Genomic DNA, 21,767 nt, shown 5'->3' on the forward strand with positions numbered 1-21,767 from the left:
ATGCAAAAGCAATGAGTCAAAAAGCCGTCCCTATTGGGGCGGTTTTTTCTATATAAGCAATAGACGAATAGAGCAATAGAAGTGTGACATAAGCTAGGCTTTCCAGGTTAAAGGAAATAGAACAATTCCATGTTATTTTCATCTCGAAAGGCACTGCTGAAATACATATATCTGTGATACCAGGTACAGGGTTATGTTCCTTAAATGTTAGAGGACATCTTGTTATGCTTGAATCCAGAACAGATGTTAAGGAGTGGGGGAGCATATGCATAAATCCTGGATGAAACGGCAGAGCAGGCTCGGGTATTTGTTTATTGGGCCCAATATGATTGGCGTGCTGTTGTTTTTTATTATACCGGCTGTCTATTCGTTCTATCTCATGTTCACCGATTACAAATTCATGAGCCCGGAGACGCATTTCGTCGGGTTGGATAACATTCGCCGAATGATGAATGATGATCTGTTTGGAGTGGCGCTGCGAAATACATTTGTATTTCTGTTAGCGGTTCCGGTATCGATGGGTTTGGCATTTATTGTGGCTGTGGCGCTAAACAAGTCGTTTTACTGGCAAAAAACATTGCGTGCCCTCTATTTTATGCCCTATATCACCAGCGGTGTTGCCATCGCCTTTGTCTGGATGCTGCTGTTCCAGCCGACGTCGGGGCCGATTAACGGTTTCTTGCGCGGAATCGGTATTGCGAATCCCCCGGGTTGGTTATCGACTACTGAATGGTCCATGTACGCGATTGATATCATCTGGATCTGGTTCATGCTGGGTTACAACATGATTATATATCTGGCAGCTTTGCAGGAAATCCCGGAGGAATTGGTTGAGGCTGCACGGATTGATGGAGCTCGCCCCTGGCAGACGATACGCCATGTGATTTGGCCGCTTGTGAGCCCAACTACGTTTTTGCTGCTGATTACCGGGCTGATTATGACCATCAAGAACTTTGGTATCATTCAGGCGATTACCCAGGGTGGGCCAGGGAACAGTACAACCGTGCTCTCGCTCTTTATCTACCAGAATGCCTTCCGGTATTACGAGATGGGGTATGCTGCTGCCATTAGTTGGGCGCTCTTTGCCATCATCATGATCTTCACCGTATTGCAGTGGATTGGTCAGAAACGTTGGGTTCACTATTAAGGAGGGAAGGGATCGTTATGGAGAAACGTAATGCCACGAGCGCGAAGCCCACAGCTCCGCATTCACCTAAAGTCCGTATGGAGTCCTTGACCCAGATTCGAAGAATCATATTGACACTTCTGATGTCCGGTTTTGCTTTACTGATGATTATGCCGTTTATCTGGATGATCAGCACGTCGTTCAAATCTCCTGCGGACGTCTTCACCTATCCCATCCAGTGGATACCCTCCAGCCTGAACTGGGAGCATCATATCAAGGTCTGGAGCGGGGCGGATACCTTTGCGACGTATTATCTGAACTCGTTGAAAATATCGCTAATCAGCACGATTGGAGCTGTATTTCTTTCGGCGTTTGCAGCCTATGGCTTCGCACGAATTCAATTCAAAGGTCGGGAGACGCTGTTCCTGATTTATCTCTCGATGATGATGGTGCCGCCGCAGGTGCTCTTTGTGCCCAAGTTTCTGATGTTTGAATGGGTAGGCATATATAATACACATTGGGCTTTGATTTTGCCCGGAATGTTCACGATTTTTGGGGTGTTTATGCTGCGGCAGTTCTTCCTGTCGGTGCCTTCGGAGATTTCGGAAGCGGCGTTCATCGACGGTGCCGGTCACCTGCGCATATTCTTCAGGCTTGTTCTACCCTTGGCGAAGCCTGCGCTTGCTACCCTGGCGATTATTGATTTCTCTTGGCATTGGAATGACTATGAGAATGCGCTTGTGTTCCTGATTGACAAAGACCTGTACACCGTGCCGCTTGGACTGCAGAATTTTATTCTGGAGAACAATGTCGACTACAACGGCATGATGGCCGCTGCCACGGCAGGTATTATCCCGATGATTATCGTTTTCCTGGTGGGACAGCATTATATCATTCAGGGAGTGGCCGGAAGCGCCGTGAAGGGCTGAAGCTGTGGTCCAATAATATAACCCTTTTGCACCCGGGAAATTCAGATGGATTCCATTTGTCCGGTTTCAAACGCCTTTTGCATTTTTGCCGGATCTTCAAACAACGTGGATGTTCGCCTGATCTATACCGTAGCGAATTGCATCGCCAGTCATAGAAGACTTCGTAGAGCCGACCAGCTTGTCTGGTTGGTTTTTTGTTCTTTTTTGTGAAGTTAATCGACATGACTGTGTTTAGAAGATATGCAGAACAGGTAAAGAAAGGGTAATGAAATCAGAGGAGGCGATCATGAATGAAAGAGCGCACACCGGATCAAAATAACAACGATACCCATCCGCAACGTTTCCATGACAATCCAGATCAGTATCCAACGGAGAAGGAAAGTTTGCTTGACCGTCATGAAGAAGAACAAACTGTAGACCCCATTCCGATGGAAGATCTGAATATGGAGAAGCAGGAAGAGAAGAACAATGATCAGACCAAGAGCAATTCGTCTACGGAGGAGAAATACCGCGCTGATTATCGCGAATCGAAGTGATTAATAAACAAGAATGTACATTTGGTGAAAATAAAATAGTTTGTTGACTAATGTATGTTACTATATTATAGTTACTGTGTTAACAATGAGAAAAATGACCATTTTGGGAGGCGAATGTTTAATGTCTACATCTTTCTTTGAAGCGTTGAAAAACAGAAGATCTTATTATGGAATCAGCAAGGAATCTACGATCTCGGATGCTAAAATCCAGGAAATCGTGGAAGAAGCGGTGAAATACACCCCGACTTCATTCAACTCACAAACATCTCGTGCCGTAGTATTGCTCGGTGAACAACACGACAAACTGTGGAATCACACGGAAGAAATTTTGCGTGAAGTGGTTGGCAATGAAGAAGCTTTCAAATCTACAGCTGAGAAAATGGCTGGATTCCGCAGCGGATACGGCACAGTACTTTTCTTCGAAGACAACAATGTGATCGCACAGCTTCAACAAAATTTTGCAGCTTATGCGGATAACTTCCCGATCTGGGCGAACCAGTCTAACGGTATGTTGCAACTGGTAATCTGGACTGCATTGGAGCAAGAAGGTTTGGGCGCTTCCCTGCAGCACTATAACCCGTTGATTGATGAGAAGGTCAAATCGGAATGGAACATTCCGGAGAACTGGAGACTGATCGCTCAGATGCCATTCGGCAAACCAACAGCTACACCAGGCGAGAAAGAATTCCAACCAATTGAACAACGTGTAAAAGTACACAAGTAAGACTGTTGCCTGAATCGAACGCCGAGCTTAATTGAAAAGATTGAGGTGCATCGCTTCAGCGAATTTCCCAATATTTAACCACATACGGCCTCGCTTCAATTTGATACGATGATGTAGATCGTACTCCAATGAAGCGAGGCTTTTTGATGTGAAGAATAGAATAGACAAACGTACCCGGCACAAGCTATGGAATGCTGTTTTGTGCGGTGTACTAGCCATAGGATCAATTTCCATTGGTGAATCCACAGCTCAGGCAGCAGCGGCTCAGCAGGTATTCCAGGATACAACCTCCAGCTATGCCAAAGATTCCATTGCACATCTGGTCAAGTCAGGAATTGCTGCCGGAACCTCCGCGAATACGTTTGAACCCAAAAAGGCAGTCACTCGTGCTGAATTTGCAACATTTGCGGTGAGACTGCTAGGTTTGAAGCCTGTAAAAAACAATATTAATCCCTATAACGATGTCAGTATGAACGCATGGTATTACGGCAACGTCGCAGCGATGACGAATCTTTCCATCCTTGAGGGCAAGAGTCAGGGTGTGTTCCAGCCAAACGCCTCCATTACTCGGGAAGAAGCAGCTGCACTGCTGGTGAGGATGCTGAAACAATCCTCCAGATCAACGAATCTCCTGTCATCTACATATGACGATGCAGCTGATATATCCGACTGGGCACGTCCGTATGTGCAGACTGTATATCAGCTGGGTCTGATGCGCGGCAGTGACGGCAAGTTTCGGCCGCATGACCAGGTGACAAGAGAAGAGGCGGCAGTTATGCTGGATGCCATTTTGCAAAAGAAAACCTGGTCAGACCAGCTGAGAAACGAGGATCAACTCGGTATTCAGCTGGGATGGCAATATAACGCCTCTACTGCGGAGTTCAAGAAACAGATCGAACAATCGGAAGCGAACACACTGGTTCCCCGTTGGTTCTTCCTGAATAGCAGCATGAAAGTCACAGATCTCACGGACACGTCGCTATTATCATGGGCATCTGCGACAGACAGACAGGTATGGCCGTTGCTTGGCAATCGTTCGAACCCGGACCTTACCCACCAGATGTTGTCGAGTTCAGCCAACCGGGCAGCCGTAATCTCACAGGTCACATCTTTTGTGAAAACCTATAAACTGGATGGCATTAACGTCGATTTTGAAAACGTACTGCCAGCTGATCGTGAAGGAATGACCGCATTTATTACTTCGCTGACAACGGCTTTGCACGCACTTGGCGCTGTTGTATCCGTGGATGTATCACCCGATCTGGGGACAGACTGGACCGATGCATTTGATTATGCCCAATTGGGCGCTGTATCGGATTACATGGTTCTGATGGGCTATGAAGAACATTGGAACGGTGATCCACAAGCAGGGTCTGTGGCCTCTCTTCCCTGGGTTAAAAAGGCTCTGGATACGATGCTCGCTGAGGTGGTTCGCAGCAAAACAATTCTGGCCCTGCCTTTATATACACGGGATTGGTCTTCGGTTAATCCGGCAGCCAGTTCATGGGACATTACCTTGGCAGAGCAGGGAACACGTGCACGAGCTTCAGGCTCTGTGAGAAGGTGGGATGCATCTTTGGTCCAATACGTCATCGGCTACAACAGTAATGGGACACCGAGATATATATGGGCAGAGGACAGTCGTTCATTATCCGCGAAAGTAATGATGAGCGGAGAACGTAATATTGCCGGATTGGCCTACTGGTATATGGGTGGAGAGACGGCAGATGTATGGAACGCCATTTCGAATGCTTCACGATTTGAATCATATATTTTCTGAATTTCGGAATTATAATTCTTCCTAAAATCGACCCAAACGCACCGTTATTCAGACGGATGGTTTGGGTTGTTTTATTTTGGTAAAAGCTAAGTTTAACGGATCACGTTTGATTTTGGTTGAACGGTGTAAATGGATAGAAGGATAGTGAACTGTCCAATAACATATAAGAGATAGAAGCATAGGAGGGAGATGGAGCATGCGAGAGTATGATTGCATCATCGTAGGTGGAGGTCTCGCAGGACTTCAGGCAGCCATTCAGTTGGGGCGTTACTCTTGCCATCGGGTGTTGGTAGTGGACGCAGGAGAAGGCAGATCAACGTTATGCCGAACCTATCATAATATTCTTGGTTTTCCGGATGGAGTATCCGGTGAAGAGCTGCGCTCCAAAGGAAGAATGCAGGCAGAAGGGACGGGAGTATCTTTTGAGAAAGACCGTATCATAAAGGCAGGACGCCGGGGAGAACAGATTCAATTGTTCGGCTCTTCCGGCTCTGAATATATGGCAAAAACAGTCTTACTGGCAACTGGACTAACGGACAGGATACCCGCTATTCCGGGATTAAGGCCTACGTTGGGACGAACCGTATATGTGTGCCCGGATTGCGATGGATATGAGATTCAGGATCAGCGTACGATATTGCTGGGTGCAGGCGAAGCCGGTGCAAACATGGCTATGGTTCTGATTCAACGTACCAATGAGTTGTTGTACATCAACCATGAGCAGTCGCCAATCTCCGCTGAGCTTCATCGCAGCATGAAAGAGGCAGGAGTTCGGTATCTTGAGGCGGCGGTCCAAGAAGTGCAGCAGATGGAGGATGGCCATATTACGGGTGTATTGACGGAAGATGGACAGATATATGAGTCAGAGCGCGGATTTATCGCGTTTGGAGGCAATCGTGTGCATTATGAACTGGCAGAGCAGCTTGGGGCTGTTATTGCGGATAATAAACACGTGGAAGCTAATCCCCGCAGCATGATGGCCGCACCTAATGTATGGATTGCTGGGGATCTGGGCCTGCACGCGGAACAGGCTACAGTCGCCATGGGCGAAGGCTCGATTGCCGCGATCTGGATTCACAAGGCATTGCAGCAGATGAAAAAGGAAAATAAGGTGAAGCAGATTTAAACGCAAATTAAAAAGTCCCCGACCGTTATGGCTAAGGTTGGAGGACTTTTTGCGTTGCACGTGAACCGCTTGCATAAGGATGTCTGAATTTATTTGCTGTTTGTATTGCGGGTCTTAGTCGCTTTGGCTTTATGAGGATGGGTGATGTTGTCCACGATTTCTCCTACGGCTTCTTCAATCATATCCGTTGGGCCGGGATTGTCCGGGTCGGGTTGAATAATTGCATTTACACCAGGCTGCAGATCTTTGTTTTTTCGTTCTTTTTTATGTTCATTCATGGAAAATTCCTCCTTATTCAGGTATGTTTAAGGTGTTCCTTAACATATCCAATCCTTGTAATCTATATGTAAACGATTAACCAATGAAATCAAATTGAAACGCGATGTGGTAGGAGAGGAGGAGTTCAACTGTTCAAAAAAACGAGCATGCTCCTGTTACTTCTGATTTTATGTGTGTGGACATATTGGAGAACGGATAGCGATGATCAGAATCCGTACCTGATTACCGACTACAGCCGTCTTCACCCGGTTAAGGTTGAACGTGTGGTGCAAGGTCATGAAGAGCAGCAGCTCGTTGAACTGCTTCAGGATGCCCGGGATCAGAACCTGACGATATCCATTGCCGGGCAGCGGCATAGCCAGGGAGGACACACCTATTATAAAGACGGCATTGTCATTGACATGACCTCATATAACAAAGTGCTGGAAGTTGATGTCGATGCCAAAAAGGTGCGTGTTCAGGCTGGGGCAACCTGGGCTGACGTACAGCGAGCCATTAATCCGTATGGATTGGCGGTCAAAAATATGCAGTCCCAAAATATTTTCACCGTAGGCGGTTCGATCAGTGTAAATGCACACGGTCGAGAGCTTCATCAGGGTTCCTTGATTCAAAGCGTCGATTCGTTACGTCTCTTGACGGCAGATGGTCAGATTCGGCAAGACCGAGAATGCCGAGCTTTTCCCACTTGTACTCGGGGGGTACGGACTGTTTGGTGTAATCCTGGACGTTACGTTGACGTTAACGGATGATGAAGTTTATCGCCTCACAACTGAGCAGCTGCAGGTTAAGGACTACCCGTCTTATTTTCAAAAGAATGTCATGGGAGACCCGATGATGCGAATGCATCTGGCCCGAATTTCAATTCAGCCCGGTGAAGGCTACTTTCGTGAGATGTACGCATTGAATTATGCCTTTGATCCAACGGGTTCACTGGATGATTATAATCATTTGGATGAACGTGAAAGGGGCGTGCTTCCAAGCAAACTTCTGTTCAACCTGAACCGTGAATTTGAATGGGGGCGGACCTGGTTTTGGCCTCTGCAGCAGCGCTACTTCGAATCGCAAGATGGCAAGAGGTTTAGCCGCAACAATGCCATGGCTTCTGCGTCTGCCTTTATGGAGTATCACCAGCCCGGCGAAAATGATCTGCTGCAGGAATATTTTATTCCGGTTGATGCCTTCCCGGCATTTGTTCAGGAGATGGGTGAGATTGTATCCCAGGAGCAATTGGATCTGCTTAATATTACAGTCAGGTATGTAAAACATGATGAAGAAGCTGTGCTTTCATATGCAACGCAGGATATGTTCGGTCTTGTCTGTTTATTTCACACTTCATTGTCCGATCCAGAACAGGGGAAGTTCAAGGAAAGTATGCAGCAGCTGATAGATGCCGTCCTTCGATATAACGGAACTTATTATCTGCCTTATGCAGGTTATGCAACTTTAGAGCAATTCGAACAGGCCTATCCACGAAAGAATGAGTTTTTGGCAGCCAAAGAAAAGTTTGATCCCGATCATCTTTTTATGAACTATTTTATGGAGCAGTATGGAGGAAATCGTCCATGAATATCAAGTGGCTTGTTCGATCTCAAAGTATCGTTACGCTCGCTTCGGGCATGATTTATCCGTATTATCTTTTGTTTCTCAAAAATCTGGGTAACAGCTTCTCTAAATATGGTCTCGCCTTTGCTGTATTTACAATCAGTTCGGCTGCTGCTTCACAATGGCTTGCTCCGCGGATGGATCGACACGCCAAGCATTGGCTCCTTGTAAGTTCGGTGGGGATGGCTGCAGCCATGATTGCATTTCCGTGGGTCATATCCTATATCTGGGTGCTGCTCCTGCAAATGTTGATGGGGATATGCAATGCGATGCAGCGAATGAGTGAACGGGTGCTGCTCGCCGATTATACGGTGACTGGGCAACGAGGCCCAGCTGTAGGTCACTATCATTTCTGGACATCCGCCGCGTCAGGATTTGCGGTTATTGTTGGCGGTGTACTGATTGATTGGTTGACGATTGATGTATTATTTTATCTGAGTGCCATACTGTATATGTGGGGAGCTCTGGTAGTATGGCGATTACGAAGCATCTCTGTTGAACAGTAGATGGCTAAAGGATAGAAATGGTCTGATTAATCTCCTGTGAGAAGTTTATATTATAAATAACCTGGTATGATTAAGCATTTTGCTTACATTCCAAAAACGAGTATTCCAAGGAGGTTTTTCAGATGAATGAACAAAATCATGTGATCCACAAAGATGGTCAAGTTTCAACTGACAAAGTAGACAATGCGATTGATAAGATTGCGCCGGAGGAACGGGAACAGATTTTACAGAATTTTGATGCATTCAAAGGATACCTGGGCAAACGTATTGCAATGGGAGAATCGATTGGACTGGGTGAGGAGCAGATGGCCAAAATTGCCGAGAAAGTAGCGGATTATTTGGCAGCCCGAGAAGAGCCGCGTAACCGTGAAGAGAAGTTGCTGCAAGAACTGTGGAATGTCGGGAAAGAAGAAGAGCGCCATATGCTGGCTCATATGCTTGTGCGTCTTGCACAAGGTTCTACCCCGAATCATTAAAATCGAACTGAAATTAAAAGTTAAGCCAATAGAGACTCTGGATGCTGAGGCATTCAGGGTCTCTTTTTGATGACATCTATTGTAACTATTTTTCATCTGGCTGATACTTTTGCAGCGTGCACACCCAGTATGATAGGGAGAGTAGAAAGAAAGATTAAATTTTCATATGAGCGTTTGAAGAGAAAGCCTTACGGTTAAGGAATGGTAACGTTCATAATAAGGAGAGATGCTGCCTATGAAGAACGCGGCGAAACAATGGAAATTACGAATGCTGGGTGCGGCTGTTGCATTGCTCGGCATGATTGTGCTTGCTACATATTTGCTTACACCAGCGAACGCTGAGGAGAGCAGGGACTCTGCACAGGCTTCTGCTAAAGAAGCGCAGGCTGCAAACTCCGAGATGTTTACAGCGTATGTGGAGGATATACAGCATGAGGACGGTAAATTGTACTTGATTGTAGACAAGATTGGCTGGTATCAAGGGGCAGAGGCTGATAAAGTTTTTGAACAACGCAATCCGGACTCCGGTATAGATGGTGCTCCTGATGGTTATTATATTGTTAATGACAGCAAAGAGCAGGAAAAGGTAGAAGTAAGTGCTAATGCTGAAGTATTGATGCAGTTGTATGATCGTGATGGTACAGTGTCGGGTACCAACATTCAATGGAATGAATCAGTGGCGCTCAGCAAATTCGAATCCTTGTATGACAATACCAATATTCTTGATCTGTCCGTATTCCCATATCACCTCACTGTGCAGGACGGAAAAGTTACTAAAATTGTACAACAGTACATTCCATAACATTAGATTAAAATGCAGCGGTTAAGCATTCCTCCGGTTCCGTTGAACCGGCAGGGATGCTTTTTGGTTATGACAAATTCATGAAGGAGATTGTAATTCATGGTATGTACATGTATCATTATAGGAATGGTGTTTTTACATAGTTCAGGAGGCTTCTCATGCTTAAAGACATGATTGCATTAACGAAACCCGGACTTTTGCGGCTGAATGTGTTTGCGGTAGCGGTAGGATTCTGGGTCGCTTCAAAATGGGATATCTCGTGGATATCTCTGCTCATGGTGTTGATTGGATCAACCTTGGTCATCGCTTCGGCTTGTGTCATTAACAACTACTGGGATCGTGAGTTGGATCAGAAGATGGAGCGTACCAAAAAACGGATTGATTACATCAATCATCTTAAACCCAAGTTTGTATTGGGGTATGGAATTGTTCTTGGTGTGGTTGGTTTTGCGCTGCTGTACTTCCTGGTCAATCCGTTATCCGGTTGGATGGCACTGCTTGGATGGTTTGCTTATATCGTGATCTACACGATGTGGCTCAAACGCAGCTCGACCTGGAGTACATCATTGGGTGGAATTGCGGGGGCGATGCCGCCTGTAATCGGTTATTGCGCGGTAACCAATCAGATTGATGCAGGTGCCTGGTTGCTGTTTGCGCTGTTATTCCTGTGGCAGCCACCTCACTTCTGGTCACTAGGGATTCGCAGAGTGGAAGAATATCGTGCAGCCGGTTTCCCACTGTTGCCGGTAGTCAAAGGTGTGAAGCGTACAAAGGTGCAGATGATTCCTTACGTGTTTTTGTTGCTTCCTGCTGTATTTCTGTTGTATTACTACAACTACGTTGGACTTGTGTTTCTGCTTGTATCCGTCATTGGTAGTCTGATCTGGTTTGTCCATACTTTAAGCGGATTGAAAACTCAGGATAATGAGAAATGGGCCAAAGTTAACTTTCTGATCTCCGTCAATTATCTCATGGTTGTATTCATTGTCATGGTGGCAAACACAACCTGGTCCTGAACAACTCATCACTTTTGAGAAATATTCGAATATGAAGATGCCAAGTTAGCTGGCATCTTACGAAAAAGCACGCTGTAGAATAGGCTTGGACAACCACTGGTTGTTCCGGCCATACTTCTAGGGGTGCTTTTTTGCTATAATTATACTATGGAAAATGATTTTGGAAGAATGGGAAGTGGAGTAGATGAATGATTTACAGCAGGCTATCCTCTTGAGGACGGAGGGGAAAATGCAGGAGGCGATAGAGCTGCTGCAGGAACTGGCATTACAGGAACCGGAAAATGCCCAAGTTTGGTACCAGCTCGCTTGGGCTCATGATTCACTTGGACTGGAGCGGGAAGCAGTACCGCATTATGAGAAGGCTCTAGGTCTTGGGCTTCCGGTTGAGGACAGGACAGGTGCCATACTTGGACTTGGCAGCACGTATCGGACTCTGGGGCAATACGAGCAGGCGAAGGTCTGGTTTGAAAAGGGGTTAAGTGAATTCCCGGAGAACCGGGAATTTGAAGTTTTTCTTGCCATGGTGCTATACAATCTGGGCGAGCATACGGAGGCAATGAGACGGCTGCTTGTACAACTGGCCGATACATCAAATGATAAGGGAATAACCGAATACAGCAGAGCCATCCGTTTCTATGCTGATCAGCTGGATCGGGTATGGGATTAAACATAACGTATTCGAGCAATTGAACACTTAACCTAAAGGAGATGAGTGGATGAATTCGAACCACGAACTTGAAGAGGTGCATGAGAGACTTGACCGGCTGGAACAGAAGCTGGATTGTCTGGCAGGAGCTCAACAGGTGAACAGACGCTCACCCGGCGTACGCTTCCTGATTGGTTTTGCAATCGTGATTGCTGTTGTATTTGTTTTCATGCTGGTCATTGGCATTATACAATTTGTAAGTAACGTCGATTAGAGCGAGAGAGGCAGCCATTCCTGTACCGCTTCGATGAAACGACGCGAAGCAGGGGACAGGTTAGTGAGAGACGGGCAGGCTATGCCTATTGTACGATAGGGGTCTCCAGTGAGTGGAACGAGAGCGAGCTCGTTTGTATGGTGTTGCAGAACCATTTCAGGCAAAAGACTGATGCCAAGACCTTTTCGAACCATCGCCATGATGGCCTGATCCTCGGCAACTTCATAGACGACATTCAGCTTGGCAGAATGCTGTCTGATTAATCGTTCGATCTCGTTATCACCGCCCCATTTAGGCAAAATAAAGGGCTGTTCCAGCAATACATCAAATGAGACAGACCCCTCCGAAGCGAGTGGATGTTCCAGAGGCAGGATGCACATCATCCTGTCTTTTTGTAATGGAATCGTCTCAAAAGGTGAAGAATCGCCAAGGGACAGAAAGCCGAGATCGATGGCACCTCCAGCCAGCCAACCTTCAATTTCAGCGTAATCCCCCTCCCACAGCTTAATTTCGATTCCGGGATGACGCAGGCGAAATTGCTTCAGAATACCAGGCAGCCATTGTGTGGATACACTGGCGAATGTGCCAATGCGCACGGTTCCAATCTCGGCGCCGCGAATTAATGAAATTTCCTGGTTCATCAGCTCCGTCCAGCGCAGAATTTCACGAGTATAGCCCAGAATGCGTTCCCCTTCGGCAGTAAGCCGTACACCGGAGCGGCCCCGATTTAGCAGCGAAAAACCACACTCGGTCTCCAGACTGGAGATCGCATGACTGACCGCAGATTGGGTAATATTCAATGCTTCTGCTGCTTTGGTGAGGCTGCCGTATTCAACTACAGCATTCAAAATTTCGTATTTGACCAATGACATGAATGATTTCGCTCCTCTCTTCATTTAAAGCATGAGTTTATTTCATATTAACTATTATAAATATTCATTTTTATAATGCAAAAAGATCGTTTATACTTGCCAAGGCGAGTTAGTTCGACAGAGCCTTGGATAGATTACAATACATAGAATGAAGGTAGAAGCAAGATGAATGGAGTACGTGCACCACAAGGTCAGGCATCAAGAAGAGCGGATTTGCAGATGCTGCTCGCAACGGTAATATGGGGATCATCCTATCTGTTTATGAAATCCGGACTGGAGTCTATGCAGGAACTGAATTTGGTCGCTTTCCGGTTTGGAATTGCCTTTATCGCAGCAGCTGTCCTTTTCCATCGTCGACTGTTTAGAATAGATCGAAGAACGCTTGCAGCAGGGGCTATCATGGGAACAGCGTTATTCGCGGCCTTTGTATTTATCACTTATGGAGTCCAGCGCACAACGGCCTCGCAGGCGGGATTTCTGATCAGTTTGGCAGTGATCTTTGTGCCTATCCTGACGACAATACTGCATCGGAGAATGCCAGATTTGCGGTTAACGATAAGTATCCTCGTGGCAGTAACCGGGCTGGCATTGTTGACACTTCAATATGAGCTCAGTCTGCATATGGGGGATATCCTTTGCATTCTCGCGGCACTGATGTATGCCATCTATATTATGATCGCTGGCAAGTATACGCCGAAGCAGGATCCCCTAACCCTGGGAACGGTTCAACTGGGCGTTGCCGCCTTGTGGGGAGTGGCTGCTACATTTGTGTTGGAAACACCACGTTTACCTGACACGCCGCAATCTTGGGCAGCCATTGTGGGTCTGGGAGTACTGTGCAGCGGGATTGGTTACATTTTGCAGACTTTGGCCCAGCGGCATGCTTCACCGACGAGAACAAGTCTGATCTTTTCGCTCGAACCGTTGTTTGCCGCTGCATTTGCCTTTACTTTTCAAGGGGAGTCTCTTACCCTGCAAGGGTATGTGGGAGCAGCACTGATGCTCATCGGTGTTCTGATTACGGAGATCAGAGTCCCTTATCCGGTATTCTGGCGCAGAAAGCGGGCTGCATTACAGACCGAACTGGGAGATCAGGGAGCATCGGGTGTGTAATTTAGAACTAAAGGAAGGGTTCTTCCATCATCTTCATCGTGAAGGTGGTGGATGAACCTTTTTTGTTATGTTATCCAGATGATGTGTTGAATGACGTGGATACTAACCTAACAAAATGGATTTTTTCATAACATGTTTGGTGGGAACTCTTTTTTTATGCTACACTAAATGAAAAATAAAGGAAAAACGGGTGAGAAGGATGGGCAAAAGAGTAACCATGCAGCAAATTGCCGATGCTGCGGGCGTATCCAAATTCGCAGTTTCTCGTGCGTTGACAGGCAAACCCGGTGTTAGCGAGCATACCCGGGAGATGATTGTCAGGACGGCAGGTCAGCTCGGATATTTCAAAGCTGAACCGAAACGTTATTTGGTGGAAAGCCCTGCAGAACAGGAGATAAAGATGGACAGACAGGGGACTATTCTCATCTTGTTTCCCAATATTCGTTCGCAGAATCGTTCTTCTCTGTACTGGGGGCCCATATTTGACGGAATATCTGCACGGTTGAATGAAAAGGGCATGGATATCCTGACCTTGACGGAACCTTCCTCGGATCGCATGTTTTCGGTGCTTAATCCTGAAGCCATTAGCGGTATTATTACCGTTGGTTCCATCTCCACATCCGTATTGCTTGAGATTTATCGACTGCACATTCCACTTGTGATGGTTGATCATGAAGACCCGGCAATTCATGGAGACACGGTATTTACAGATAACATGAAATGCATGAAGGAACTGGTGCTGATGCTCGTTGGAAAGGGCTACAGGCGGCTACAGTTTGCCGGAGAACTTCCTGATGCAGCCAGTTTCAGAGAGCGATGGCTCGGCTATAGTTCGGTACTGGAAGAGATGCAGCTGCAGTCCTCGCAGCAAGCAGATTTGTTGGGACCCGATCTGAACCACATTCGGGAATCTATTATCGCCATGAAGATGGAAGACATCCCCGAAGTGATGGTATGTGCCAATGATCACATGGCTGTCGTTGCGATTGGTGCACTTCAAAGCAGAGGCATTGCAGTACCGGAACAATGTGCAGTAACCGGGTTTGATAATACGCGTTCAGAAGAACCTATTCTCGCTACAGTTCATATTAACAAGGAAAATCTGGGGATACGGGCAGTGGACCAGTTATTGTGGCGCATGGAACATCCGGACGGGCCTTTTGAAAGAAAGCTGATCTATTCGGAATTAATCATCCGTGATGAATACAATGCTATCTTACAATGAAGTGAACGAACGTTAATCCGAAATTTCGAGAAGAAAACAACTGAATCACATCAAAAGATGTGGTGAAAAGACATGGGGAGATGGGGCTTCATGTCTTTTTTTGTTTAGTGAAAAAGGACTTTAAGAAATAATCCACAAAACAGATTGACTGAATTGAGCATAACGTGGTAATTTTGTTTTGTAAGTTATTTGTTTTTATGATAACAAAACCTAACAAAGTGATTTGAAAACTACTTCAATGATAACGGAGGCTGTCATGAGCAAAATACAATCGCAGACTTTTCAGAATTGGACGTTCAAGGCTTGTGAGGATCAGGAATGGATGCCGGCTCACGTACCCGGCTGCGTGCATACGGATTTGCTGAAACTGGGTAAAATTCCGGACCCTTTTTATGGAACCAACGAAAAGGAAGTTCAATGGATTGACAAAAAAGACTGGGAATATCGCACCGAATTTGATGTGAATGAGGCATTGCTGTCACAGCAGCATCTGGAACTGGTCTTTGATGGTCTGGATACCTATGCAGATGTGTACGTAAACGAACAGCATGTGTTATCAGCGGACAATATGTTCCGGGTATGGACAGCAAATGTAAAGTCGGTTGTAAAGGCAAGTGGCAACATCCTTCGAATACGTTTTCGGTCTCCGATAAATGAAGATCTGCCGAAGCTGGAGAAGCTCGGATATGCATTGCCTGCATCGAATGATCAGTCTGATGTGGGAGGATTGGGCGACAAAAGAGTGAGTATTTTTGCGCGGAAAGCTCCGTATCACTACGGTTGGGATTGGGGTCCACGTTTTGTGACCAGCGGCATCTGGCGTGAAGTGCGCCTTGAAGGCTGGACGGACATACGAATTAATGATGTATTCATTCAGCAAAATGAAGTAACCGCTGCTTCCGCATCCCTCACTGCGGTCGTGGAAGTGGAGTCTGCACAGTCCATAGAAACGATTATTCGGGTCGGGACAGAAGGGCAGAACTGGGAGCAAGCTGTAACCCTGAAGCCGGGGGTCCAGACAGTAGAGGTTCCAATCTCGATTGCTGAGCCGAAGTTGTGGTGGAGTCGCGGGTTAGGTGACCCGCATATGTATTCTTTCCATACGGAAGTGATTCAGGGTGAACAGGCTGTGGCTGAGTCCACGGTCAGAACGGGCATTCGTTCCATTCGTCTGGTTCGTGACAAAGATGAAGCGGGAGCATCCTTTTATTTTGAGTTAAACGGAGTTGCTGTCTTTGCCAAAGGTGCGAATCACATTCCTAATGACAGCTTCATCACAGAAGTGACACGTGAGCGCTATCTGCATGAGATTGTATCTGCTGCCGAGTCGAACATGAATATGCTTCGTGTGTGGGGTGGCGGCTTCTATGAAGAAGATGTGTTCTACGAGCTGTGTGACGAATATGGTTTGCTGGTATGGCAGGATTTTATGTTTGCTTGCAGTATGTATCCCGGAGACGAGGCTTTCCTGAACAGTGTGAAGCATGAGGCGATTGATAATGTGAAACGTCTGCGTAATCATCCAAGCATCGTGCTGTGGTGTGGAAATAACGAGATTGATTCAGCATGGGCGCACTACATTGAGGATGGCGGCTGGGGCTGGAAAAAAGATTACAACGCGGAGCAAAGAGAACGCATCTGGGCGGATTACGAAGCCATTTTCCATGATCTTTTGCCTGAAGTGGTGGAAACCTATGCTCCTGGTGTGGATTACTGGCCTTCTTCCCCGCTTGTATCCCTGTCTGGAGATGAGAAACAGCATGCGAACCCATCCACGTCAGAAGGGGACATCCACTATTGGGGTGTGTGGCACAATGTGGAGCCATTTGAGAATTACAATGTTCATGTTGGCCGGTTCATGAGTGAGTATGGGTTCCAATCCTTCCCTGAGTATGATTCGGTTCGCAAGTATGCGGAGGAAGAGGATTTGGCATTGGAGTCTGAGGTGATGCTGGCGCATCAGAAGAACGGGGCAGGCAATCGTCTGATCAAGCAATACATGGATATGTACATGCATGAACCGAAGGATTTTCCATCCTTCCTGTATATGAGCCAAGTGCTTCAGGCTGAAGCGATGAAAACAGCTATTGAAGCTCACCGCCGCCGTAAACCGTATTGTATGGGAACGCTCTACTGGCAAATGAACGATTGCTGGCCGGTGGCTTCTTGGGCAGGGATGGATTACTTTGGACGCTGGAAAGCATTGCAATATTACGCGAAACGCAGCTTCAGCGATGTATTGGTATCAGTAGATGGTACAAAGGATGACGTGACGGATATTTATCTAATCTCGGATCAGCTTGAACCAGTGAAAGGCAAACTCCAGGTACGTCTCATTGGCTTTGACGGCACGGTACATCGTGAAGAAGAGCATGAAGTTGCTTTGGGATCCAACGCTGGTCAACAGGTACTGTCGTTAAGTCAGGCTGAATGGCTGGAAGGTCGCGATGCTGCATCAACATTGCTGCGGATTGATCTGAAGCAGGATGGGGCAGCCGACATTGTTCAGGAGCATTACTTTGCACCATCCAAGGACATTGCACTGCAACCAGCGCAAATTAAGGTAACCGAAATTACTGAGAACGATGGCGTACATCTGGTGCTGGAAAGTAATGTGCTTGCAAAACAAGTGTGGATTTCTACTGAGGCAGAAGGGGTATTCTCGGACAATTTCTTCGACCTCATTCCTGGCATTCCGGTGAAGGTCAAGTTTACATCCCGTGCAGAATTACAAGGATCTGCCGGCGCTGTATCCAAGGTGGAGGCCATTAAGGTTGGTTCCATGGCTGACTTTATCAAATTGTAATCAAGTAAGACTGGTTTACGTTGGTATTGCCAATCTTTAAAGCCCGGGTGCACTTTATGTGCACACCGGGCTTTTTCATGGATCATTTCGTCATCAAGAAGTAAATGTTTCTTGTTATTGAATCTCCAAGATCTCGACATCATACGGTCCCAGTTCTAATTGAGGTCCTTTCTCAGTTCCATCCAATGCACTGGTGTAGGAGGCTTGCAACGGAATGGACACAGATGCAGGACTTAAATTCAGAATAAAACGAAACGTTCCATTCGGTCCTGAGCGGGTTGTCACCTGGACACCGTCTGGCAGGGATTGAATCCCGGACAAGTTACATTGTTCAGCGATGGTTCGCAATAACTGGCTCAGATAAGCTTCCTCCGGCTGTGTCCCTACATAATAGACTTTACCTTTACCCCAGTTATTTTGAGTGACAGCCGCACTTTCGGCATAAAATTGATCCACATAAACCGCGATCGGCTGTGCCGTGTCCAGTTCGAGCACATCGGCCCATTGTGAGGCTGCATACGTATTGCCCTGCTCATTCCGAATCTGAATCGGGTCACTACCGACGGGATCATATTCGGTTACCCGCACGCCCGAACAAGCGGATAACAAACCTGGAAGTGGAGCCATGACACAGACGTTATTATCGTTTTTGACACCGGAGCGATGCGTTAAGATCAATATGCCACCCTCCGCTGCAAAAGCCTGCAAACGTTCTGCTGTGCTCTCATCAAGCAAATACAAGTGCGGAGCGATGATGATTTTGTAGCCATTTAGCGATTGCGAGGAATGGATAACATCCGTACCCAGGCCCCATTTGGTCAAGGCACGATGCCATACTTTTATATTTTCGTAGTAATCCAGACCGTCTGCCTGTGGCTGAATTCGTAGGGCGTTTAGTTGATCATGTGAATGCAGGATGGCAACTTCGTTCTGCAGCGTAGAGCCTTGCAGGCGTTCACCCAGACGGTTCACTTCGGTACATAGTTGTTGAAACTCCTTGAACCGTCGGCCTGGAACATTGCTGTGATCGATCAGCCCATGCCAGAACTGTTCTGCTCCAATTGTGGCACTACGCCAGCGGAAATGCACGACAGCATCCGCTCCACGGGCAATAGTCTGCCACGAGTAAGCGCGCAAGAAGCCGGGCTGGGGTGTACGCCACATTGGAAACCAGCATCCCGGAGGTCCACTCAGCTGCTCCATGATCCAGAAGTTGCGGCGTTTGATGCCACGTGTCAGATCTAACGACAAAGCGCCACTGTAAGGTGCGGTGTCCGTTTTGTTAGGTGAAGGATTTGGATAGTAATCGAAGGAAGCGAAGTCCAGCTCCTGACCGATTTGATATTGATCTGCCTTTTGCGGATAGCTGTGAAAGTTATGGGTGACAAAATGATCAGGACAGTTATGCCGAATGATGTCGATTTGGATCGTTTGAAAAGCGACGATGGAATCCGACTGAAAACGGGAATAGTCCAAGAGGAACGAAGGATTCTGAAACGGGGAGCCGCCATATGGCGGTGTGACCTGTTCCCAATCACTATATTCTCCGCTCCAGACCACGGTCCCCCAAGCTTGGTTAAGCTGCTCCAGTGTGTTGTATCTGGCACGTACCCACTCGCGAAAAGCCTCTGAACATGCAGCACACTGACAATCCGTGAAACTGAATTCATTATCGGTCTGCCAGCCAATGACGGCCGGATGTCCTGCATAACGCTCAGTTAGCTTTTCTACGATTCGTGCACTGTATGTTCGCATGCTGAGACTATTATAACAGCGATGACCGCGGACGCCTTCATGGTACAGCTGTCCATTCGGCAGCACAGGTAGAATATCGGGACACTTTTCAGTGAGCCAGCGCGGCGGCGTCATCGTTGGTGTGCCGATCATCACCTGAAGCCCATTACGATGAAGGGTATCCAGCGCCTGGTCAAGCCATGTCCAGTCGAATTGTCCATCGGTGGGCTCCATTCGACTCCACGCAAATTCTCCAACACGAACAATGCGTACACCACTATCAGCCATTAAACGGGCATCCTGCTCCCACAAATTAGGGTCCCAGTGTTCGGGATAATAATCAACGCCCATTTGTACAGGTCGGTTTTGGTTCATAAAAGCTACTCTCCTCTGGTCTGAAAAATAAATGCTTTTCATACACGGTCATCCCGTGCTTCATTGTTCCTCTATCATTTTCTTGTGAAACAACATCGAGTCTGTTTCATTTTATAATGGATAAAGACAAGGGAATATAATAACATGTTGCGATAAGGTATCATGATCTTGCTATTTTATTAGGAGAGGGTGAGTACATGCGGAACCATTGGTTTATGCCGGAACCCGGCCATGCAGGGTACGCATGTTATCCGGTGGCCTACGGAAGATACGTCGATCCGGAGCACAGGGAACATCGTCCGGACGGAATACGGGAGTACAATCTGCATTTGGTTTTTAAAGGGCAGGGTGAAGTGAGAACAGACAAGGGGAACGTTCGCTTAACGGCTGGACAAGGCTTTCTATATGTGCCGGGACAGGCACAACAGTATCATGCTGATGCATCCGATCCTTGGGATATCAGGTGGATTCATTTGCAAGCCCATGATTTGGAGCGGCTGTTGGGATTGTGGAATCCGGATAAAGTGTGGCTCTTTTCATTTTCCGGAGAGGATCGATTGGAGGCGCTGCATGAACAATTGTGCCAGCTCGGTGCAGGTTATGAGAGTATGCATGAACCGAAGTTTTCGGCTGTTCTGTATGAACTGCTTGCCGAACTGGCACGGAATTCGGAGTCAATTGAAGGCACTTCCTTACTGAATCATCAGGACACCATTCGCGCTACGGCCGATTATATTCGTCGTCACTGCACGCAGCCGCTAAGTCTTGCTGAGATGGCAGATACAGCGGGATATAGCGTGTATTATTTTAATCGCATGTTTAAGAGCATCATGGGCGTCCCGCCAGGCAGGTATTTGCTTGATTGCCGCATTCTGGTGTCGAAGAGTATGCTTGTTGATTCGGAACTGTCCGTGAAACAAATTGCTTCTCAGTGTGGATTCACACACAGCAGTTATTTTATTCGCATGTTTCGCACCTATACCGGGATGACCCCACAGCAATTCAGATGTTTGTACAGTTCGGGAAGTGGTGGGACATAGTCTATGATTAATAATCAAAAAAAACGTGCTGCCAGTTTCTACTGAGCGGCACGTTTTTGCTATATGACTGAACAGTAGGAGAGGATTAGTGCATGTCCAACCAGTTTAGTTGTTCTGATCTTGGCTTTGGATTTCCTGCAGCTCATCAATGCTTAGTGTAAGATCATTCTCAGGATTTGCGCTCACAATAACCTCGGACTTCAACTGCTGCTCACCGGGTTGAGTTGATTTGGCTGCGGGCTTGATTACATACAGGCTTTGCACTGAATTCAGCAGGCTGGCGGGGGTGTTTTCATACGTTTCCAGGAAGAGTACATAATCTTTGGTGGGTGTAAATTTGATATTGTCATCGTTAATAATCTCGGTATTGCCCAGCTGTCCGCCAAGCTGTTTCACTTCAAGGGTGTCGCCGTCAGCGTAAGTTCCCTTGAAGGATTCAGCAACCTTAATGGTATAAATCGTATAAATTTTATCAAAAGGAACGATATCCTCACCGCCCGGGTTCAATTGCTCATCCAGAGCACTTTCATTTACAGCAGGAGCTTGTACCATATCATTTAATGCTTCAACACGTGTTTGGATGACACTGCCTCTAACGATGGTGTCTGCTCTCTCGGAGAGATCGCCAATGCTTGAGTAACTTGGAAAGTCCTCGGAAGCAATCATCGTAATGGGTTCACCCTTGGTGGCGGCCGTATATGTCGTTGCTGAGGAGCAGCCAAAGGCAGACAAAATGAAAATGGAAGAGGCAAGCATCGTGAATACTCGAATTTTTTTCAT

22 protein-coding genes are annotated in these 21,767 nt (G+C 46.9%); 18 read left to right on the forward strand and 4 right to left on the reverse strand.

What is annotated here, in order from left to right:
* Nucleotides 1–265 precede the first annotated feature (265 nt).
* The 6 genes from MHB49_RS13450 (at nucleotide 266) to MHB49_RS13475 (ending at nucleotide 6,221) form a co-directional block, all read left to right on the forward strand.
* Complete coding sequence (locus MHB49_RS13450) at nucleotides 266–1,147, forward strand: carbohydrate ABC transporter permease (RefSeq protein ID WP_405156439.1); 882 nt, start codon at nucleotides 266–268, stop codon at nucleotides 1,145–1,147.
* 77 nt (nucleotides 1,148–1,224) lie between these two features.
* Complete coding sequence (locus tag MHB49_RS13455) at nucleotides 1,225–2,055, forward strand: carbohydrate ABC transporter permease (RefSeq protein ID WP_405157125.1); 831 nt, start codon at nucleotides 1,225–1,227, stop codon at nucleotides 2,053–2,055.
* A 290-nt stretch (nucleotides 2,056–2,345) separates the two neighbouring features.
* A complete protein-coding gene (locus tag MHB49_RS13460) occupies nucleotides 2,346–2,591 on the forward strand; it encodes a hypothetical protein (RefSeq protein ID WP_405156440.1) in 246 nt (81 codons plus the stop codon).
* Nucleotides 2,592–2,712: 121 nt separating this feature from the next.
* Nucleotides 2,713–3,315 (forward strand): nitroreductase family protein, encoded by a 603-nt coding sequence (locus MHB49_RS13465; protein WP_247902343.1) that lies wholly within the window; start codon nucleotides 2,713–2,715, stop codon nucleotides 3,313–3,315.
* Between the two features lie 148 nt (nucleotides 3,316–3,463).
* Nucleotides 3,464–5,095 (forward strand): S-layer homology domain-containing protein, encoded by a 1,632-nt coding sequence (locus MHB49_RS13470; protein ID WP_405156441.1) that lies wholly within the window; start codon nucleotides 3,464–3,466, stop codon nucleotides 5,093–5,095.
* A 196-nt stretch (nucleotides 5,096–5,291) separates the two neighbouring features.
* Nucleotides 5,292–6,221, forward strand: a complete 930-nt coding sequence (locus MHB49_RS13475; protein WP_405156442.1) for an NAD(P)/FAD-dependent oxidoreductase — start codon at nucleotides 5,292–5,294, stop codon at nucleotides 6,219–6,221.
* Between the two features lie 89 nt (nucleotides 6,222–6,310).
* Here the strand turns inward: MHB49_RS13475 and MHB49_RS13480 are convergent, their stop codons facing one another.
* Entirely contained in the window at nucleotides 6,311–6,499 is a 189-nt protein-coding gene (locus MHB49_RS13480) for a hypothetical protein (protein WP_405156443.1), read from the reverse strand.
* A gap of 174 nt (nucleotides 6,500–6,673) precedes the next feature.
* On the opposite strand from MHB49_RS13480, the gene MHB49_RS13485 reads away from it, so the two are divergent.
* From MHB49_RS13485 to MHB49_RS13520, 8 genes are all read left to right on the forward strand, one after another.
* On the forward strand, nucleotides 6,674–7,249 hold the full coding sequence (locus tag MHB49_RS13485) for an FAD-dependent oxidoreductase (protein ID WP_405156444.1): 576 nt from the start codon (nucleotides 6,674–6,676) through the stop codon (nucleotides 7,247–7,249).
* Nucleotides 7,233–8,066 (forward strand): D-arabinono-1,4-lactone oxidase, encoded by an 834-nt coding sequence (locus tag MHB49_RS13490; protein ID WP_405156445.1) that lies wholly within the window; start codon nucleotides 7,233–7,235, stop codon nucleotides 8,064–8,066. The genes MHB49_RS13485 and MHB49_RS13490 overlap by 17 nt, the downstream gene beginning before the upstream one ends.
* The gene (locus MHB49_RS13495; protein ID WP_405156446.1) at nucleotides 8,063–8,608 is read left to right on the forward strand and encodes an MFS transporter; all 546 of its coding nucleotides are present in this window, start codon (nucleotides 8,063–8,065) and stop codon (nucleotides 8,606–8,608) included. Before MHB49_RS13490 ends, MHB49_RS13495 begins: the two co-directional genes overlap by 4 nt.
* A gap of 122 nt (nucleotides 8,609–8,730) precedes the next feature.
* Entirely contained in the window at nucleotides 8,731–9,084 is a 354-nt protein-coding gene (locus MHB49_RS13500; RefSeq protein ID WP_072732493.1) for a DUF3243 domain-containing protein, read from the forward strand.
* A gap of 235 nt (nucleotides 9,085–9,319) precedes the next feature.
* The gene (locus MHB49_RS13505) at nucleotides 9,320–9,886 is read left to right on the forward strand and encodes a hypothetical protein (RefSeq protein ID WP_405156447.1); all 567 of its coding nucleotides are present in this window, start codon (nucleotides 9,320–9,322) and stop codon (nucleotides 9,884–9,886) included.
* Nucleotides 9,887–10,044: 158 nt separating this feature from the next.
* The gene (cyoE, locus tag MHB49_RS13510; RefSeq protein WP_247902350.1) at nucleotides 10,045–10,902 is read left to right on the forward strand and encodes a heme o synthase; all 858 of its coding nucleotides are present in this window, start codon (nucleotides 10,045–10,047) and stop codon (nucleotides 10,900–10,902) included.
* Nucleotides 10,903–11,086: 184 nt separating this feature from the next.
* Nucleotides 11,087–11,569: a tetratricopeptide repeat protein gene (locus MHB49_RS13515; protein ID WP_405156448.1), complete on the forward strand. Its 483-nt coding sequence runs from the start codon at nucleotides 11,087–11,089 to the stop codon at nucleotides 11,567–11,569.
* Nucleotides 11,570–11,618: 49 nt separating this feature from the next.
* Nucleotides 11,619–11,822: a hypothetical protein gene (locus MHB49_RS13520; RefSeq protein ID WP_405156449.1), complete on the forward strand. Its 204-nt coding sequence runs from the start codon at nucleotides 11,619–11,621 to the stop codon at nucleotides 11,820–11,822.
* Here the strand turns inward: MHB49_RS13520 and MHB49_RS13525 are convergent.
* Nucleotides 11,819–12,694, reverse strand: a complete 876-nt coding sequence (locus MHB49_RS13525; protein ID WP_405156450.1) for a LysR family transcriptional regulator — start codon at nucleotides 12,692–12,694, stop codon at nucleotides 11,819–11,821. The genes MHB49_RS13520 and MHB49_RS13525 overlap by 4 nt on opposite strands.
* A gap of 165 nt (nucleotides 12,695–12,859) precedes the next feature.
* On the opposite strand from MHB49_RS13525, the gene MHB49_RS13530 reads away from it, so the two are divergent.
* The 3 genes from MHB49_RS13530 (at nucleotide 12,860) to MHB49_RS13540 (ending at nucleotide 17,838) form a co-directional block, all read left to right on the forward strand.
* Nucleotides 12,860–13,807 carry a DMT family transporter gene (locus MHB49_RS13530; protein WP_405156451.1) on the forward strand — a complete coding sequence of 316 codons (948 nt, stop codon included), beginning with the start codon at nucleotides 12,860–12,862 and terminating at the stop codon, nucleotides 13,805–13,807.
* A 199-nt stretch (nucleotides 13,808–14,006) separates the two neighbouring features.
* Nucleotides 14,007–15,032: a LacI family DNA-binding transcriptional regulator gene (locus tag MHB49_RS13535; RefSeq protein ID WP_405156452.1), complete on the forward strand. Its 1,026-nt coding sequence runs from the start codon at nucleotides 14,007–14,009 to the stop codon at nucleotides 15,030–15,032.
* Between the two features lie 256 nt (nucleotides 15,033–15,288).
* Entirely contained in the window at nucleotides 15,289–17,838 is a 2,550-nt protein-coding gene (locus MHB49_RS13540; protein ID WP_405156453.1) for a glycosyl hydrolase 2 galactose-binding domain-containing protein, read from the forward strand.
* Between the two features lie 114 nt (nucleotides 17,839–17,952).
* Here MHB49_RS13540 and MHB49_RS13545 read toward each other — a convergent pair whose 3' ends face one another.
* Entirely contained in the window at nucleotides 17,953–19,947 is a 1,995-nt protein-coding gene (locus MHB49_RS13545; protein WP_405156454.1) for a beta-galactosidase, read from the reverse strand.
* Between the two features lie 197 nt (nucleotides 19,948–20,144).
* Here MHB49_RS13545 and MHB49_RS13550 point away from each other — a divergent pair, with 197 nt between their 5' ends.
* Nucleotides 20,145–20,987: an AraC family transcriptional regulator gene (locus MHB49_RS13550; protein WP_405156455.1), complete on the forward strand. Its 843-nt coding sequence runs from the start codon at nucleotides 20,145–20,147 to the stop codon at nucleotides 20,985–20,987.
* 105 nt (nucleotides 20,988–21,092) lie between these two features.
* On the opposite strand, the gene MHB49_RS13555 is transcribed toward MHB49_RS13550, so the two are convergent.
* A complete protein-coding gene (locus tag MHB49_RS13555) occupies nucleotides 21,093–21,767 on the reverse strand; it encodes a hypothetical protein (protein WP_405156456.1) in 675 nt (224 codons plus the stop codon).

It is taken from the genome of Paenibacillus sp. FSL K6-0108 (assembly GCF_045040695.1).
GTDB lineage: Bacteria > Bacillota > Bacilli > Paenibacillales > Paenibacillaceae > Paenibacillus > Paenibacillus pabuli_B.